Raw genomic sequence first — 17,018 nt, 5'->3', positions numbered from 1 at the left:
ACTCAGCCGCCATGGCTGGAAAACGGCGCCACGCCTGGCGTTGGCGCCGTTTTTATATCTTCTTTACACCACCCCTCCCCCTCTCTACCCCGTTTTTACCCCGCCGTCCCTAATCTCCAGAACGTGAAGTCAACGTGAATCCTTCACGTTTTTCCTATTTGGGGTTTGTATGGACGGGATCTATTTCCTCGTGTTGCTGGCCTTCGGCGCGCTGACTGGCGCGCTGCTGGCACTGTGCGCCGCGCTGGGCGCCAACCCGCCGTCTGCGCGGCAGACGGACGACGAGCGGGGGCGTTGATGGACTGGACCGACATCCTGAGCGGGGCCCTGGCCGCCGCGATCTTCCTCTACCTGCTTTTTGCCCTGTTCCGGCCGGAGAAATTCTGATGTCCACGCCGTTGTCCACACAATTCATCGGGCTGCTGGTCCTGTACCTCGCGATCCTGTTCGCGATGGCGCCGTTCCTCGGCCGCTACATGCGCCGCGCGCTGGAGGAGGGCGACTATCGCCTGACCGCCTGGGGCCGCCCTCTTGAGCGCGCGCTCTACCGTCTGGCCGGCGTGCGCGCGGACGCGGAGATGGGCTGGAAGCAGTACGCCATCGCCGTCCTCGTCTTCAACGTGCTCGGCGTGGTCTTCGTCTATGCGATCCAGCGCCTGCAGGGCATGCTGCCGCTGAACCCGCAGGCGTTCGGCGCGATCTCGCCCGACTCCTCGTTCAACACCGCCATCAGCTTCGTCAGCAATACCAACTGGCAGGGCTACGCCGGTGAATCGACGATGAGCTACCTCACGCAGATGCTGGCGCTGACGATGCAGAACTTCGTCTCGGCGGCCACTGGCATTGCGGTGGTGTTTGCGCTGATCCGCGGCTTCGCGCGCCACGGCGCCGCCACGCTCGGCAATTTCTGGGTCGATCTGGTGCGCACCACGCTCTATGTGCTGCTGCCGCTGTCCTTGATTACCGCGCTGCTGCTGGTCAGCCAGGGCGTGATCCAGAACTTCGACCGCTACCAGGATGCAGCGCTGGTCTCGGAACTCACCTACACCCAGCCCAAGGTGGATGCGGCCGGCCAGCCCGTGCTCGACACCGCCGGCCAGCCCGTGACGGAGACCGTCAAGACCCGCACGCAGTCCTTGGCGATGGGTCCGGTGGCCTCGCAGGAAGCCATCAAGATGCTCGGCACCAACGGTGGCGGCTTCTTCAATGCCAACTCGGCGCACCCCTACGAGAACCCCACGCCGTTCACGAATTTCGTGGAAATGCTAGCCATCTTCCTGATCCCGGCGGCGCTGTGCTTCGCCTTCGGCGAGATGGTGCGTGACCGCCGGCAGGGCGTGGCGGTGCTGGCGTCGATGACCGTGATCTTCGTGGTCATGGCGATTGCCGCCGTGGTGTCCGAGCAGCAGGTCAACGCGGCGCTGACATCGCTGGGTATCGACCACGTGGCCTCTGCGCTCCAGGCCGGCGGCAACATGGAAGGCAAGGAAGTGCGATTCGGCATCTCGGCGACCTCCCTGTTCGCGACGATCACCACGGCGGCGTCGTGCGGCGCGGTGAACGGCATGCACGACTCGTTCACGGCCATCGGCGGGCTGGTGCCGATGCTGCTGATGCAGCTGGGTGAAGTGGTGTTCGGCGGCGTGGGTTCGGGCCTGTACGGCATGCTGGTCTACGCGGTGCTGGCGGTGTTCATCGCCGGGCTGATGATTGGCCGCACGCCGGAATACCTCGGCAAGAAGATCGAAGCCTACGAGATGAAGATGACCGCCGTGGCGATCCTCGTCACGCCACTGCTGGTGCTCGTGGGTACGGGCATCGCGGTCATGACCGAGGCCGGCCGCGCGGGGGTGTTCAACCCCGGCACGCACGGTTTCTCGGAAATCCTCTATGCCCTCTCGTCGGCGGCGAACAACAACGGCAGCGCGTTCGCGGGCCTCTCCGCCAACACGCCGTTCTATAACGGGCTGCTCGCCGCGGCAATGTGGTTCGGCCGCTTCTGGATCATCGTGCCGGTACTGGCGATGGCCGGCTCGCTGGCCGCCAAGCGCCGCACCCCGCCTACCGCCGGCACCATGCCGACGCACGGCCCGCTGTTCGTGGTGCTGCTGGTGGGCTCGGTCCTGCTGGTAGGCGCGCTGACCTATGTGCCGGCGCTGGCGCTGGGCCCGGTGGCCGAGCAGTTGCAGCACATCCCGGCCGCCACTCAGGCGGTGGCCCGGTAATCGTGGAGAATCGTATGCAGCAAGACACTACGGTGACGCGCACTTCGGTGGCGCGTACCCCGCGTCAGGTTCCGGCCCGGGGCGGCATGTTCGCGCCCGAGCTGGTCAAGCCGGCCATCGTCGACGCCTTCAGGAAACTGTCGCCGCGCGCCCAGTTGCGCAATCCGGTGATGTTCGTGGTCTACGCGGGCAGCGTGCTCACGTCGATCCTGTTCCTGCGCGCGCTGTTCAGCCCCGTGCAGGGTGGGGAATCGGCCGGCTTCATCCTGGCCATCTCGATCTGGCTGTGGTTCACGGTGCTGTTCGCCAACTTCGCCGAAGCCATGGCCGAAGGCCGCAGCAAGCAGCAGGCTGCCGCGCTGCGGGGGCTGAAGACCACGGTGACGGCACGCGTGCTGCGCCCGGGCCGGACCAACATCCGGGCCGACGGCGCCACCGAGGCGCGCATCGCCACGGACCTGCGTCGGGGCGATGTGGTGCTGGTCCAGGCCGGCGACATGATCCCCGGCGACGGCGACGTGATCGAAGGCGTGGCCTCGGTCGACGAGTCCGCCATCACGGGCGAGTCCGCGCCGGTGATCCGCGAGTCGGGCGGCGATTTCTCGTCGGTCACGGGCGGCACGCGCGTGCTGTCCGACTGGATCGTCGTGCGCATCACGGCCAACCCCGGCGAGAGCTTTATCGATCGCATGATCGGCATGGTCGAAGGCGCCAAGCGCCAGAAGACCCCCAACGAGCTGGCGCTGACCATCCTGCTGGTGGGCCTGACGCTGGTCCTGCTGCTGGCCACGGCCACGCTGCAACCGTTCTCTCTATATAGCGTGATGGTGGCCAAGGCCGGCGTGCCGGTCTCGGTGACGGTGCTGGTGGCCCTGCTGGTGTGCCTGATCCCGACCACCATTGGCGGCCTGCTGTCCGCCATCGGCGTGGCCGGCATGAGCCGGATGATGGAGGCGAATGTGATCGCCACGTCCGGCCGGGCCGTGGAAGCTGCTGGCGATGTGGACGTGCTACTGCTCGACAAGACCGGCACGATCACGCACGGCAACCGCCAGGCCGCGCGCTTTATCTGCGCACCGGGCGTGACCCCGCGCCAGTTGGCTGAGGCTGCGTGGCTGTCGTCGCTGGCCGATGAGACGCCGGAAGGCCGCAGCATCGTGGCGCTGGCCCGCCAGCAGCCCGACGCCACCGTCCCCGAAATGGGCGGCAAGGGCCTGGACGCCCCCGTGTTCGTTCCCTTCACCGCCCAGACCCGCATGAGTGGCGTGGACGTCACCCACGGCGCGCGGGTGCGCAGCGTGCGCAAGGGCGCCGCCGATGCGGTACGCCGCTACGTGGCCGACCGCGCCGGCAAGTTCCCCGATGCCGTGATGCAGGCCGTGGACGATGTGGCGCGCGCCGGCAGCACGCCGCTGGTGGTGGCGGAGGCGATCGCCGAAGGCACCGAGGACAGCGTGCGCGTGCTCGGCGTGGTCGAACTCAAGGACATCGTCAAGACCGGTATCCGCGAGCGCTTTGGCGAACTGCGCCGGATGGGCATCCGCACGGTGATGATCACCGGCGATAACCGCCTCACGGCGGCGTCGATCGCGGCGGAAGCCGGCGTGGACGACTTCCTGGCCGAAGCCACCCCCGAAGCCAAGCTGGCGCTGATCCGCGAGTACCAGCGCGAGGGCCGCCTCGTCGCCATGACCGGCGACGGCACCAACGACGCCCCGGCGCTGGCCCAGGCCGACGTGGCCGTGGCCATGAACAGCGGCACGCAGGCAGCGCGCGAGGCCGGCAACATGGTCGACCTGGACAGCAATCCGACCAAGCTGATCGAGATCGTCGAGATCGGCAAGCAGATGCTGATGACGCGCGGCTCGCTGACCACGTTCAGCGTGGCCAACGACGTGGCCAAGTACTTCGCGATCATTCCGGCCGCCTTCGCCACCACGTATCCGCAGCTCAACCTGCTGAACGTGATGGGGCTGGCCACGCCGGCGTCCGCGATCCTGTCGGCGGTGATCTTCAACGCGCTGATCATCGTCGCCCTGATTCCGCTGGCACTGCGCGGCGTGGTCTACCGCCCGCTCGGCGCGGCCGTGCTGCTGCGCCGGAACCTGCTGATCTACGGGCTGGGCGGCATCATCGTGCCGTTCGCGGGGATCAAGCTGATCGATCTGTTGCTGACGATGTTCGGCTGGGTCTGAGCCGAGTCGTCTAGGAGAAATACGCATGACTACGCAAACCAAGGCCGCCATGGGCGCCGCCGCAAACAACGTACCGCGCCAGCCGGGGCTGCTTCGGCCGGCGCTGACGATCTTCGTCGGCCTGGCGGTGGTGACCGGGCTGCTGTACCCCGGCGCGGTGACCGGCATCGCCCGGGCGGTGTTCCCGCACGAGGCCGCCGGCTCGCTGATCGAGAAGGATGGGAAGGTGGTCGGCTCGGCGCTGATCGGCCAGCCGTTCTCCGAGCCGAAGTACTTCTGGGGCCGCCTGTCGGCCACGGCGCCGATGCCGTACAACGCGGCGGCGTCGGTGGGCTCGAACCTCGGGCCGAGCAACCCGGCGCTGACGGACGCGGCGCGGGCGCGCATCGAGGCGCTGCAGGCCGCCGACCCCGACAACAAGGCGCCGGTGCCGGTGGATCTGGTAACGGCCTCGGGCAGCGGCCTCGATCCGCACATCAGCCCGGCGGCGGCCCGCTACCAGGCGGCGCGCGTGGCGCGTCTGCGCGGGCTGTCGGTGGCGCAGGTGGAGGCCCTGATCTCGGCGAACACGGAAGGCCCGGGGCTGGCCGTGTTCGGCGAGCCCGGGGTGAATGTGCTGAAGCTGAACCTTGCGCTGGATGGGGTGAAGCGGGGCGCCTGATGGAATGGATGCGCCAGCCCACGGCCGCCGGCCCCGTGGCAGAATCCGTCCCACCGCCCCCTCTACCATGACCCTCGCCGACAACCGCCCGGACCCCGACGCCCTGCTGCAACGCATGCAGGAGGAGGGCGCGCGCGCCGGGCGCGGCAAGCTGCGGGTCTACTTCGGCGCCTCGGCCGGCGTGGGCAAGACATTTGCGATGCTCACCGCCGCCCGCGCGCTGCGCACGCAGGGGGTGGATGTGGTGGTGGGCGTCGTGGAGACCCACGGCCGCGCCGAAACCGAGGCGCTGGTCGCCGGGCTGGACAGCGTGCCGCTGCGCGAGATGCCCTACCGCGACCGCATCCTCAAGGAATTCGATCTCGATGGCGTGCTCGCGCGCCATCCCGCGCTGGTGCTGGTGGACGAACTGGCCCACACCAACGCCGCCGGCAGCCGGCATCCCAAGCGCTGGCAGGACATCGCCGAACTGCTGGCCGCCGGCATCGACGTCTGGACCACGGTCAACGTGCAGCATCTGGAGAGCCTGAACCAGGCCGTGGGCGGCATCACGGGCGTGCGGGTCTGGGAGACCGTGCCCGATGCCGTGTTCGATGACGCCGATGACGTCGTCCTGGTGGACCTGCCCGCCGACGAACTGCTGCGCCGGCTGCGCGAGGGCAAGGTCTACCTGCCCGAGCAGGCCCGCCACGCCGCGCGCAATTTCTTCCGCAAGGGCAACCTGATCGCGCTGCGCGAGCTGGCGCTGCGGCGCACGGCGGATCGTGTCGATGACGACGTGCGCGCCTATCGCGACGCCCAGTCGATCGAACCGGTCTGGCGGACGCGCGAGGCGCTGGTGGCCTGTATCGGCACCGGCGACGACGCCGAGCAGGTGGTGCGCAGCGCGCGCCGGCTGGCCAGCCAGCTCGACTGCGACTGGCACGTGGTGACGATTGCCACGCCCCGGCTGGTGCCGCTGTCCACCGAGGTGCGCACCCGCGTGCGCGCGGCAATGCGGCTGGCCGAGGAACTGGGCGCCCGCACCGAGACGCTGGCCGGACACGATATGGTGCGCGCGGTCACCGGCTACGTGCGCCGCCACAATCTCACCAAGGTGCTGGTGGGCCGCGCGCGCACCGACTGGCAGCATGAAGGCGGATGGCTCGAACAGGGCCGCATGCTGCTGGGGCGCGCGTTGTCGCCGGTGCTGGGCGCCGGCAACCGGTTGATCGGCCGCCAGACCTTCGCCGATGCGCTGGCGGCCGGCTGCCCTGAAATCGACGTGATCCGCGTGGCGGCCGACACCACACGCGCGGCGCCGCTGCCGGCCACGCAGGGCCTGCCGGCAGGGGCGATGTCCGAGGAAAACGTCGCCGAATCGGGTACGCGCCGCCTCGACTATGTCTGGTCGGTGGCCTGGTGCGCCGGGGCTACGCTGTTGTCCACGTTCGCCCAGCCCTGGTTCGACATCGTCAACATCGCCATGCTGTTCCTGGCCGCCGTGGTGGGCGTGGCGCTGCGCCATGGGCGGGGGCCGGCGGCGCTGGCGTCGGTGCTGTCGGTAGGGGCGTTCGATTTCTTCTTCGTGCCGCCCCGGCTCTCGTTCGCCGTCAGCGACGTGCAGTATTTGCTGACCTTCGTCGTGCTGCTGACGGTGGGATTGGTCATCGGCCAGCTCACTGCCGGCCTGCGCGAGCAGGCGAGCGTGGCGGTGCGGCGCGAGACCGACGCGCGCACGCTCTACGAACTGGCGCGCGAGCTGTCGGCGGCGCTGACCACGCAGCAGATCGTCGAGATTGGCGGACGCTTCCTGCGTGCCGCGTTCGACGCCCACGCGTCGTTCTTCCTCGTCTCCGCATCGGGCCGGCTGCTTCCGGTGGCGGATCCCAATGAGACAAGTCCGAAAGAAGGTCGGACCACCAAGGGCGAAGCCATCGACACCGTGCTGGCCCAGTGGGTGTTCGACCATGGCGAAGCGGCCGGCACCGGCACCCACACGCTGCCGGGCAGCACCGTGCTGTACCTGCCGCTGAAGGCGCCGATGCAGACGCGCGGCGTGCTGGCCGTGGAGCCGCACGATTGGGGCGCGCTGGCCGACCCCGCGCTGCGCCGCCAGGCCGATGTGTTCGCCACGCTGATCGCCATCGCCATCGAGCGGCTGCACTATGTGGAGGTGGCGCAGCAGGCGCTGGTGTCGATCGAATCCGAGCAGCTGCGCAGTTCGCTGCTGGCAGCGGTGTCGCACGACCTGCGCACGCCGCTGACCGGGCTGATCGGCATGGCCGAGTCGCTCGCGCGGGCGCCGCTGCCGGCCGATGTGGCGGCCACCGTGGACGCCATGCGCGTCCAGGCCCACCGCATGCGGACGATGGTGGTGAATCTGCTCGACATGGCGCGGCTGCAGCGGCACGACGTGTCGCTGACGCGCGGCTGGCAGTCGATGGAAGAACTGGTGGGCGCGGCGCTGGCGGCGATGCGCGAGGCGCTGGCGGGGCACCCGGTGCAGGTGTCGGGGCTGGCGGCGCTGCCGCTGGTCGAGTGCGACGCCGTGCTGGTGGAGCGCGTGCTCTGCAACCTGCTGGAGAACGCTGCCAAGTACACGCCGCCGGGCACGACGGTGCGCATCGGCGGCGCCGTGGCCGGCGAGATGGTGCAGGTGTTCGTCGAGGACGACGGCCCCGGCGTGCCGGTTGGGCAGGAGCGCCGCATCTTCGAGAAATTCACGCGCGGCGCGCACGAGTCCGCCACGGCAGGCGTGGGGCTGGGCCTGGCGGTGTGCGACGCCATCCTGCAGGCGCACGACGGCCGCATCTGGGTGGAGCCGGTGCACGGCGCGGCGCCGCATGGCGCGCGCTTCACGCTCGCGCTGCCGCGCGGCAATCCGCCGGACATCGAGCCGGAAACCCTGCATGACCTCAACGACCTCAATGATCTGAGCGACCTGAACCAGGTCGCCAGGACGGAACCCTGAACGAGATGCCATTCGACTATTCGCCGACCGTCCTGCTGGTGGAGGACGAGCCCCATATCCGGCGCTTCGTGCGGGAATCGCTGCAGGCCGAGGGCTGCACCGTGCACGAGGCGGAGACGCTCAAGCGTGGGCTGATCGATGCCGGCACGCGCCAGCCAGACGTGGTGATCCTCGATCTCGGCCTGCCCGACGGCGACGGCATGACGCTGATCCGCGAGATGCGTACATGGACGCAGGTGCCGGTGCTGGTGCTATCCGCGCGCACCGAGGAGGCCGACAAGATCGCCGCGCTCGACGCGGGCGCGGACGACTACCTGACCAAGCCCTTCGGCGTGGGCGAACTGGTGGCGCGCGTGCGCGTGCTGCTGCGCCGCCACGCGCGCGCCAATCCGCAGGGCACGCCGACCATCGCCTTCGGCGACGTGCAGGTGGACCTGGCCAACCGCCTCGTCACGCGCGCCGAGGCGCCCGTGCACCTGACCCCCATCGAATACCGGCTGCTGGCGGTGCTGATCGCCCACCGCGGCAAGGTGATGACCCACCGCGAACTGCTGCGCGAGGTCTGGGGCCCGTCGCACGCCGAGAGCAGCCACTACCTGCGCGTGTACATGGGCCACTTGCGCCACAAACTCGAATCCGACCCCGCCCAGCCAGCCCACCTGCTGACCGAGGTCGGCGTCGGCTACCGCTTCGCGGCGTGATCCCCCAGTCTTCTGTGCCGTCCAATCCACGTACATAAGACGACTCGCATTCTGGCGAGCCGGTCGAAGCGTCGTCCGCTACACTGAATTGGTAGCGCCCCGTTCCGTCCGACCCCTGCTCGCCGGAGTCACGTCATGTCTGCCTCCCTTGTCCCGATTCGCCAGGCCGCAGCCGCTGTCATGGCGTGCATGGCATTTCTGGCCTGCGTGCTGTCCGTGGCCCATGCCGCACCGATGCGGGCCGCCACCGAGCCGCCGGCGCCCGCGCAGGCGCAGACGCGCGATGCGGTGACCGCTTACGAGGCTGGGCAGTTCGATGCCGCGCTGCAGGGGTTTGCCGCGGCGGCGCAGAAGGGCAACCGGCTGGCGCAGTTCAACTACGCGATGATGCTGTTGCGTGGCGAGGGCACGTCGCCCAAGCCGCAGGAGGCGCTGGTCTGGCTGCGCAAGGCGGCTGACAACCAGATGACACATGCGCAGTTCACATTGGGCGATCTGAACGAGCGCGGCGAGTTGGTGCCGAAGTCGCTCGTGGAGGCCAATCGCTGGTATGAGCGCGCGGCGCAGGGCGGGCATGTGCAGGCGCAGATGGCGCTGGCCACCAACTACTTCACCGGGCGGGGCGTGGCGCGCGACTACGGCAAGGCGTTCACCTGGTACAGCCGGGCGGCCACAGCCGGCGACGGTGGCGCGCAGTACATCGTCGGCAGCTATTACGAGCGGGGCGAGCCCGGCGTGGTGGACAAGGACATCGAGCAGGCCAAGATCTGGTACGCCCGCGCGGCGGCAGGCGGGGACCCCGGCGCGCTGGCCAAGCTGCGGTCGCTGCTGGAGGAAGGCCTGCGCGCCAAGAGTGGCGGGTCGATGTGAAGCGCCGCGCGCGCCACCTCGTCGGGGCCACGGCGCGGTCTGCCGATAGGGCTCGGTACAAGTCTTGCTTGCTGCATTCCATCCGGCCGATGCCCATCTGGACGATTCACTGACGCATTACTGACGATTCACCGCACCCCTGGGAGGTTGTAGTGGCTACGCACGTTGCGCTGAACCATGTCACGCATTACCGCTACGACCGCCCGGTGAATCTGTCACCGCAAGTCGTGCGGCTGCGCCCCGCGCCGCATTGCCGGACCCCGATCCTGTCCTATTCCCTGCGCATCGAGCCCGCGCAGCACTTCGTGAACTGGCAGCAGGACCCGTTTTCCAACTACCTCGCCCGCCTGGTCATCCCCGAGAAGACCACCAGCTTCAAGGTCACGGTGGACCTCGTGGCGGAAATGGCTGTCTACAACCCGTTCGATTTCTTCCTGGAGCCATCGGCCGAGACATTCCCGTTCGACTACGACGCCAGCCTCGGGCACGACCTCGCCCCCTATCTGGTGCGCGGCGAGCTGACCCCCCGCCTGGCGGCCTTCGTGGCCAGCATCGACCGGACGCCCACCGCCACGCTGGACTTCCTGGTGGCCCTGAACCAGCGCCTCCAGCACGACATCCGCTACCTGATCCGCATGGAGCCGGGCGTGCAGACGCCCGAGACCACGCTGGAGAACGCCTCCGGCTCGTGCCGGGACACCGGCTGGCTATTGGTGCAGACGCTGCGCCATCTTGGGCTGGCGGCGCGTTTCGTATCGGGTTACCTGCTGCAGCTGACGCCCGACGTGAAGGCCGTCGATGGCCCGGTAGGCGCCGAGACCGATTTCACCGACCTCCATGCCTGGTGCGAGGTCTACCTGCCCGGCGCCGGCTGGATCGGGCTGGACCCCACCTCCGGGCTGCTGGCCGGGGAGGGCCACATCCCGCTAGCCTGCACGCCGGAGCCCAGCGGCGCCTCGCCGGTGAGCGGGGCGGTGGACGAGTGCGAGGTCTCCTTCGAACACCATATGTCGATCACGCGCATCTATGAGTCCCCGCGCGTGACCAAGCCCTATACCGAGGCGCAATGGATGGCCGTCGATGCGGCCGGCGCAGCCGTCGACCGGACGCTGGAGCAGATGGACGTGCGCCTGACGATGGGCGGGGAGCCCACCTTCGTCGCTGCGCGCGACCGCGAGGGCGCCGAATGGAACACCGACGCGCTCGGCCCCACCAAGCGCGGGCTGGCCACCGAACTGGTGCAGAAGCTGCGCGCGCAATATGGCGAGGGTGGCTTCCTGCACTTCGGCCAGGGCAAGTGGTATCCGGGCGAGCAGTTGCCGCGCTGGGCGCTGTCGATTTGCTGGCGTGCCGATGGCGTGCCGTGCTGGGAGAACCCGGCGCTGTTCGCCGATGAGCGCGAGCCGGACGCCTACACTGACGCCGACGCCCGGCGCTTCATGGAAACCCTGACCGCCCGGCTCGGCCTGGCTTCGCATTTCATCCTGCCCGGCTACGAGGACGTCTGGTACTACCTGTGGCGCGAGCGCAGCCTGCCGGTCAACGTCGATCCGCACGAGGCGCGGCTGGAAGACGCCATGGAGCGCGCCCGCCTGCGCCGGGTGTTCGAAGGCGGCCTGTCGCGCGTCACCGGCTACGTGCTGCCGCTGGCCCGCGCCACGCAGGAGCCGCCGTCGCGCAATGACGCCGCATGGATTACCGGCCCGTGGTTCCTGCGCGATGACCGCATGTATCTGCTGCCCGGCGATTCGCCGATGGGTTACCGGCTGCCGCTCGACGCCCTGCCGTGGGTGTCCGAGGCCGACTACCCGTGGCAGTTCGATCAGGACCCCTTCGCCCCGCGCGCCCCGCTGCCGGCCACTACACCGCTGCGCAGCCAGTTGCCGGCGCCGGCCGGCGGGCTGTCGCTCGAACCGACCGGGCTGGGTCCGGCCGCCATGGCGGTTCGGCGCGCCCAGGCGCGCGGCGAGGCCGTCGCCCCGGCACCGTCCGGGCCCGCAACACCAGCGGAGCCAGCACCCGCACCGGTCGCCACGGCCGACGCAGCGGGCCTGGCCCCGGCCTTCACCCGCCCGCCCGCGCTTGGCGAGTCGGCGGTGGACATCATCCGTACCGCGCTCTGCGTGGAAGTGCGCCATCCCAGCCGCGCGGCCGGCCCGGCCGTCGAGTTGAAGGCGATGGGCGACAAGCGCGGCATCCTCTATGTCTTCATGCCGCCGCTGACCGTGCTCGAGGACTACCTCGCGCTGGTGGCCGAGGTGGAAGCCACGGCGGCCGAGCTCGGCATGAAGATCGTGATGGAAGGCTACCCGCCGCCGCGCGATCCGCGCCTGAAGCTGCTCCAGGTCACCCCGGACCCGGGCGTGATCGAGGTCAACATCCATCCGGCCAGCAACTGGGCGGAACTGGTGGATCACACCGAGTTCCTCTACCAGGCCGCGCACGAGACGCACCTTTCCACCGACAAGTTCATGCTCGATGGGCGCCACACCGGCACCGGCGGCGGCAACCACTTCGTGCTCGGCGGTGCCACGCCGGCGGACAGCCCCTTCCTGCGCCGGCCTGACGTGCTGGCCAGCCTGATCGCCTACTGGCACAACCATCCCGCGCTGTCCTACCTGTTCTCGGGCCTGTTCATCGGCCCGACCAGCCAGGCGCCGCGCGTGGACGAGGCCCGTAACGACCAGCTCTACGAACTGGAGATCGCCTTCGCGGAACTGCGTCGGCAGGTGGCGCTGCACGAAGGCGCCGGCGATGGCTACACCCCGCCATGGCTGATCGACCGGGCACTGCGCAACCTGCTTGCCGATGTGACGGGTAATACGCATCGATCCGAGTTCTGCATCGACAAGCTCTATTCCCCCGATGGCGCCACGGGCCGGCTCGGCCTGCTGGAGCTGCGCGCCTTCGAAATGCCGCCGCACGCACGCATGAGCCTGGTGCAGCAACTGCTGCTGCGGGCGATGGTCGCCCGTTTCTGGCGCACGCCCTATACCGCGCGGCTCACGCGCTGGGGCACGGCGCTGCACGACCGCTTCATGCTCGGCACCTTCGTGCAGATGGATCTGGAGGACGTGCTGGCCGAGATGCGCAGCGCCGGCTTCGTGTTCGAGTCCGCGTGGTTTGCGCCGCACTTCGAGTTCCGCTTCCCGCGCGTGGGCGAGGTGGAGGCCGAGGCGGCCGGGCTCTCGCTGCAACTGCGCGCGGCGCTGGAGCCGTGGCACGTGATGGGCGAGGAGGGCGCGGCGGGCGGCACGGTGCGCTATGTCGATTCGTCGGTGGAGCGGCTGGAGGTGCGCGTGCTCGGCATGAACGAGACCCGCCATGTGGTGACGGTGAACGGCCGGACCATCCCGCTCCAGCCCACCGGCCGCGCCGGCGAGTACGTGGCCGGCGTGCGCTACCGCGCCTGGGCGCCGCCGTCGTCGCTGCATCCGACCATCGGCTCCCATGCCCCGCTGACCTTCGACGTGGTGGATACGTGGATGGATCGCAGCGTAGGGGGATGTCAGTATCATGTTTCCCACCCCGGCGGCCGTAATTACCAGACATTCCCGGTGAACGCCTACGAGGCCGAAAGCCGGCGGCTGGCCCGTTTCTTCACCATCGGCCATACGCCGGGGCGGTCCGTGGCGCCGCCGGTGGAACGCAGCCTCGAATTTCCCTTTACGCTCGATTTGCGGCAGATCTAGCCCGACACCCTCCCCCGGAGACCCCTCCCCGTGCCCTTGCAGTCGTCGCTTCCCCTCGACGGATCGGACAGCCCGGCTGCCATGGCGAGCCGGCTGGCCCTGCCCGTGCCGTCCGGCCATCTGGACGAGCTGCGCCTGCCGGACGGCACGCTGCGCGCGCCCTGGGCGCGCTTCTTCTCGGAACTGGGCGAGCAGGGCGACCTGGGCAACCTGAGCCCGGACGCGCTGGCGGCGCGCGCGGCGGCAGTGGCGCGCCAGATCCGCGACAACGGCGTGACCTATAACGTCTATGCCGACCAGGGCGGCGGCGCGCGGGCGTGGCAACTCGAATTGCTGCCGTTCCTGATCGCCGAGGAGGACTGGGCTGTGATCGAGGCCGGCGCAGCCCAGCGCGCCACGCTCGCCAACGCCATCATGGCCGACATCTACGGCCCCCAGACACTGCTCACGCGCGGCCTGCTGCCGCCGGGGCTGGTCTACGGCCATCCCGGCTACATGCGGCCCCTCAAGGGCTACCAGCCGCCCGGCGGCAGCTTCCTCCAGACCATGGCGATCGACCTCGTCCATACCGACGATGGCTGGACCGTCATCGCCCATCGCACGGAAACCCCGTCGGGCATGGGCTATGCGCTGGAGAACCGGCTGATCATCTCGGGCCAGTTCGCCGATGCCTTCCGCGAGATGCGCGTGCGGCGCCTGCCGCCGGCCTTCGCCCAGCTGATCTCCACGCTGGCCCACGCGCCGCTGGTGGCGGGGGCGGATGAAGGCACGTCGCTGCCGTCGAGCGGCGGGCTGCACATCGTGCTGCTGTCGCCGGGGCCGTTCAACGAGACCTACTTCGAGCACACCTTCCTGGCGCGCTACCTCGGCATCACGCTGGTGGAAGGCAAGGACCTGACCGTGCGCAACGACATGGTCTACCTGAAGACGTTCGGCGGGCTGGAGCGCGTGGACGTGATCCTGCGCCGGCTGGACGACGTGTTCTGCGACCCGCTGGAGCTGCGCAGCGACTCCACCATCGGCGTGCCGGGGCTGCTGGAGGCGATGCGGGCGGGCAACGTGATGGTGTCGAACGTGCCGGGCGCGGGTTTCCTGGAGTCGCCGGCGATCCACGGCTTCCTGCCGGGCATCGCCCGCGCGTTGCTCGGGGAGACGCTGATCCTGCCTGCGGTGTCGAGCTGGTGGTGCGGCGAGGCCGCCGCGCAGGACGAGGCCATGTCGACGCTGACCGAGGCCTTCGTCATGCCGACCTATCCGCGCGTGCCGGGCGAGCCGCGCCTGGGCATGGAGCGCGGGCTGCAGCCGCTGGAAGACTGGCGCGCGCGCATCGCCGAGACGCCGGACCGCTACACGCTGCAGGCGCCGCTGCCGCTTTCGCACACGCCGTGCTGGGAGCCGGACGGGCGCGGTGGCGGGCGGATTGGCTCGCGGGCGTCCATGCTGCGCGTGTTCGCCATCGCCGATGGCAACGGCGGCTGGCAGGTCATGCCGGGCGGATTCATGCGACTGGCGCCGCCCCGGCTGGAGGCGGTGTCGATGCAGCTGGGCGGCACCAGCGCCGACACCTGGGTGCTCTCCAGCCAGACCTCGGGCGCCGTGCCACTGGCCGCGCGCAGCGGGCTGGCGGGGGCGCCCGCCTCGCGCCCGCTGGCCGTCTCCAGCCGCGCCGCCGAGAACCTGTACTGGGCCGGCCGCTACGCGGAGCGCGCCGAGAACACCGTGCGCCTGTGCCGGCAGATCCTCGGATCGATCGAATCGAACGATGAAACCGACGACGGCACGCTGAACATGATCAGCCAATTGGCGCAGTGGTTCGGCCTGGTGCCGGCCCAGACGCCGTCGCCGCAGGCGTCGCTGCGGGTGTTCGAGCGCAGCCTGGTGTCCGCGCTGGCCGATGCCAGCGGGAGCGCCGGCGTGGTGCAGACGCTGGCCAGTCACGCCCGCGCCGCCAACGAGATCCGCAACCGGCTCTCGAACGACCACTGGCGCACCATCCTGGCCGCCCGCAACGACTTCCATGACGCGATGGCCGCCGCCGCGTGCCCGGCCGGCTCGGCCAGCGGCGAGGGCTCGTACGACCGCTCCCGGGTGCTGGTCGCGCTCGAGCAACTGTCGATGCAGCTCGGGGCGATCAGCGGCGCGCAGGGCGACCGCATGTCGCGCGACGAAGCGTGGCGGCTGGTGTTCATCGGCCGTCATATCGAGCGCGTCTCCACGCTGGCGCTGTTCCTGGAGGTGGCCGAGCGCAGTGGCGCGCTGCGCTCGCGCAGTGGCTTCGACCTGCTGCTGCACCTGTTCGACAGCACGCTGACCTACCGCTCGCTGTTCCCGGGCCGGACCGACGTGCCGGCGCTGGTGGACCTGCTCGTGCTGGACGCCACCAACCCGCGCGGCCTCTACGGCGTGCTGGACCGCCTGCGCGAGAAGCTGGTGCAGTTGCCGACCGGCGCCACGGGCCAGGCCCGCGTACCGCTGGCGGAACTGCTGCCGCCGGCCAGCGCGCTGCCGTCGCGCACGGTGCTGTGCGCCACCGATGACGAGGGCCGCCATGCCACGCTGGCCGCGCTGTGCGACCAGCTCGGCGCGCGCATGGCCAAGCTGTCCGATGAAATCGGCGGCCGGTACTTCAGCCATGCCGGCGTGGCGCCGGAAACGGACCTGCCATGAGCGTGCATCCCGTGCCCGCCGCCAAGCCGCCGGCCACCCCGGCGCCGACGCCGGAGGCCGACGCCCCGGCCACCCTGAGCGTGCACCACGTCACCACCTACCAATACGCCTGGCCCGTGGAGCACGCGCAGCAGCGCGCCGTGGTCACGCCGCCGTCCTACCCGTGGCAGGCCGTGAGCGCGCACTGCACCGACATCGATCCGCAGCCCTCGCACCATCACGTGCGCACCGATGCCTTCGGCAACAACGTGCTTCATTTCATGCTCGACGTGCCGCACGAGACCATGCGGCTGACCACGGCCAGCACGGTCACGCTGACGCCGCGCTGGGCCACGCTCGACCCGGCCCGCAGCCCGCCGTGGGAGAAGGCCGCGCAACGGCTGCGCTACCGCGCCGGCCAGCCGTTCGATCCCGAGGCCGAGTTCGTCTTCGCCTCGCCCAATGTGGCGCTGCACGCGGACCTGCGCGACTACGCCCGGCGCAGCTTTACGCCCGGGGTGAGCGTGGTGGCTGGCGCCATCGACCTGATGCACCGCATCCACGCCGATTTCGAGTATCACGCCGAGATCACCGAGGTCCACACGCCCGCGCTGGAGGCCTTCGCGCTGCGCAGCGGCGTGTGCCAGGACTTCGCCCAGGTGATGATCGGCTGCCTGCGCTCGCTCGGGCTGCCCGGGCGCTATGTCAGCGGCTATCTCCGCACCGACCCGCCGCCGGGCGAGCCGCGCCTGCTGGGCGCCGATGCCTCGCACGCCTGGGCCGGCGTCTGGTGCCCCGGGAACGGCTGGGTCGATCTCGACCCGACCAACGCCATGCTGGCCGACACCCGCCACGTCACCCTGGCCATCGCGCGCGACTACAGCGACGTGCCCCTGCTGCACGGCGTCATCGTGGGCGGGGGCGAGCACACGGTGGAGGTGGAGGTGAGCGTGGTGCCGGTGGAGTGATCGGCGGCGCCCGCGCATCATCTATCCGGGGATCCATGTACTTCAGGAGAGGGACCGCGGAACATGGTGGCGTCCTGGACGTTGTGGCGCCATGATGCGCGCCGTCC

11 protein-coding genes are annotated in these 17,018 nt (G+C 69.9%); all 11 read left to right on the top strand.

What is annotated here, in order from left to right:
* Nucleotides 1-169: 169 nt before the first annotated feature.
* The 11 genes from AC1DEL_RS22755 to AC1DEL_RS22705 all read left to right on the top strand — a co-directional run bounded on the left by AC1DEL_RS22755 (nt 170) and on the right by AC1DEL_RS22705 (nt 16,911).
* Nucleotides 170-298, top strand: coding sequence for a hypothetical protein (locus tag AC1DEL_RS22755; protein WP_255370702.1), 129 nt, complete (start codon nt 170-172; stop codon nt 296-298).
* The gene (gene kdpF, locus AC1DEL_RS22750) at nt 298-387 is read left to right on the top strand and encodes a K(+)-transporting ATPase subunit F (protein WP_092291198.1); all 90 of its coding nucleotides are present in this window, start codon (nt 298-300) and stop codon (nt 385-387) included. Before AC1DEL_RS22755 ends, kdpF begins: the two co-directional genes overlap by 1 nt.
* An 11-nt stretch (nt 388-398) precedes the next feature.
* A complete protein-coding gene (gene kdpA, locus AC1DEL_RS22745; RefSeq protein WP_441644158.1) occupies nt 399-2,225 on the top strand; it encodes a potassium-transporting ATPase subunit KdpA in 1,827 nt (608 codons plus the stop codon).
* A 14-nt stretch (nt 2,226-2,239) separates the two neighbouring features.
* Nucleotides 2,240-4,420, top strand: a complete 2,181-nt coding sequence (gene kdpB, locus AC1DEL_RS22740; protein ID WP_092291202.1) for a potassium-transporting ATPase subunit KdpB — start codon at nt 2,240-2,242, stop codon at nt 4,418-4,420.
* Between the two features lie 25 nt (nt 4,421-4,445).
* Nucleotides 4,446-5,081 carry a potassium-transporting ATPase subunit KdpC gene (gene kdpC, locus AC1DEL_RS22735; RefSeq protein WP_441591499.1) on the top strand — a complete coding sequence of 212 codons (636 nt, stop codon included), beginning with the start codon at nt 4,446-4,448 and terminating at the stop codon, nt 5,079-5,081.
* A gap of 67 nt (nt 5,082-5,148) precedes the next feature.
* Entirely contained in the window at nt 5,149-8,034 is a 2,886-nt protein-coding gene (locus tag AC1DEL_RS22730) for a DUF4118 domain-containing protein (protein WP_477126253.1), read from the top strand.
* A gap of 5 nt (nt 8,035-8,039) precedes the next feature.
* Nucleotides 8,040-8,735, top strand: a complete 696-nt coding sequence (kdpE, locus tag AC1DEL_RS22725) for a two-component system response regulator KdpE (protein ID WP_092291206.1) — start codon at nt 8,040-8,042, stop codon at nt 8,733-8,735.
* A 180-nt stretch (nt 8,736-8,915) separates the two neighbouring features.
* A complete protein-coding gene (locus tag AC1DEL_RS22720) occupies nt 8,916-9,605 on the top strand; it encodes a tetratricopeptide repeat protein (protein WP_369823465.1) in 690 nt (229 codons plus the stop codon).
* Nucleotides 9,606-9,757: 152 nt separating this feature from the next.
* Nucleotides 9,758-13,297, top strand: a complete 3,540-nt coding sequence (locus AC1DEL_RS22715) for a transglutaminase family protein (protein ID WP_477126252.1) — start codon at nt 9,758-9,760, stop codon at nt 13,295-13,297.
* A 30-nt stretch (nt 13,298-13,327) separates the two neighbouring features.
* On the top strand, nt 13,328-15,964 hold the full coding sequence (locus AC1DEL_RS22710) for a circularly permuted type 2 ATP-grasp protein (protein ID WP_441591494.1): 2,637 nt from the start codon (nt 13,328-13,330) through the stop codon (nt 15,962-15,964).
* On the top strand, nt 15,961-16,911 hold the full coding sequence (locus tag AC1DEL_RS22705) for a transglutaminase family protein (RefSeq protein WP_477112767.1): 951 nt from the start codon (nt 15,961-15,963) through the stop codon (nt 16,909-16,911). The genes AC1DEL_RS22710 and AC1DEL_RS22705 overlap by 4 nt, the downstream gene beginning before the upstream one ends.
* Nucleotides 16,912-17,018 lie beyond the last annotated feature (107 nt).

The organism is Cupriavidus sp. 10L43_2, from assembly GCF_056395265.1.
The sequence above is the reverse complement of the archived record's forward strand: the minus strand, read 5'-3'. Positions and strand labels throughout refer to the sequence as shown.

Excerpts from the sequence above, each read along its gene's own strand:
- AC1DEL_RS22755 (WP_255370702.1), top strand. The coding sequence starts at position 170 with ATGGACGGGATCTATTTCCTCGTGTTGCTGGCCTTCGGCGCGCTGACT.
- kdpF (WP_092291198.1), top strand. The coding sequence starts at position 298 with ATGGACTGGACCGACATCCTGAGCGGGGCCCTGGCCGCCGCGATCTTC.
- kdpB (WP_092291202.1), top strand. The coding sequence starts at position 2,240 with ATGCAGCAAGACACTACGGTGACGCGCACTTCGGTGGCGCGTACCCCG.
- kdpC (WP_441591499.1), top strand. The coding sequence starts at position 4,446 with ATGACTACGCAAACCAAGGCCGCCATGGGCGCCGCCGCAAACAACGTA.
- AC1DEL_RS22730 (WP_477126253.1), top strand. The coding sequence starts at position 5,149 with ATGACCCTCGCCGACAACCGCCCGGACCCCGACGCCCTGCTGCAACGC.
- kdpE (WP_092291206.1), top strand. The coding sequence starts at position 8,040 with ATGCCATTCGACTATTCGCCGACCGTCCTGCTGGTGGAGGACGAGCCC.
- AC1DEL_RS22720 (WP_369823465.1), top strand. The coding sequence starts at position 8,916 with ATGGCGTGCATGGCATTTCTGGCCTGCGTGCTGTCCGTGGCCCATGCC.
- AC1DEL_RS22705 (WP_477112767.1), top strand. The coding sequence starts at position 15,961 with ATGAGCGTGCATCCCGTGCCCGCCGCCAAGCCGCCGGCCACCCCGGCG.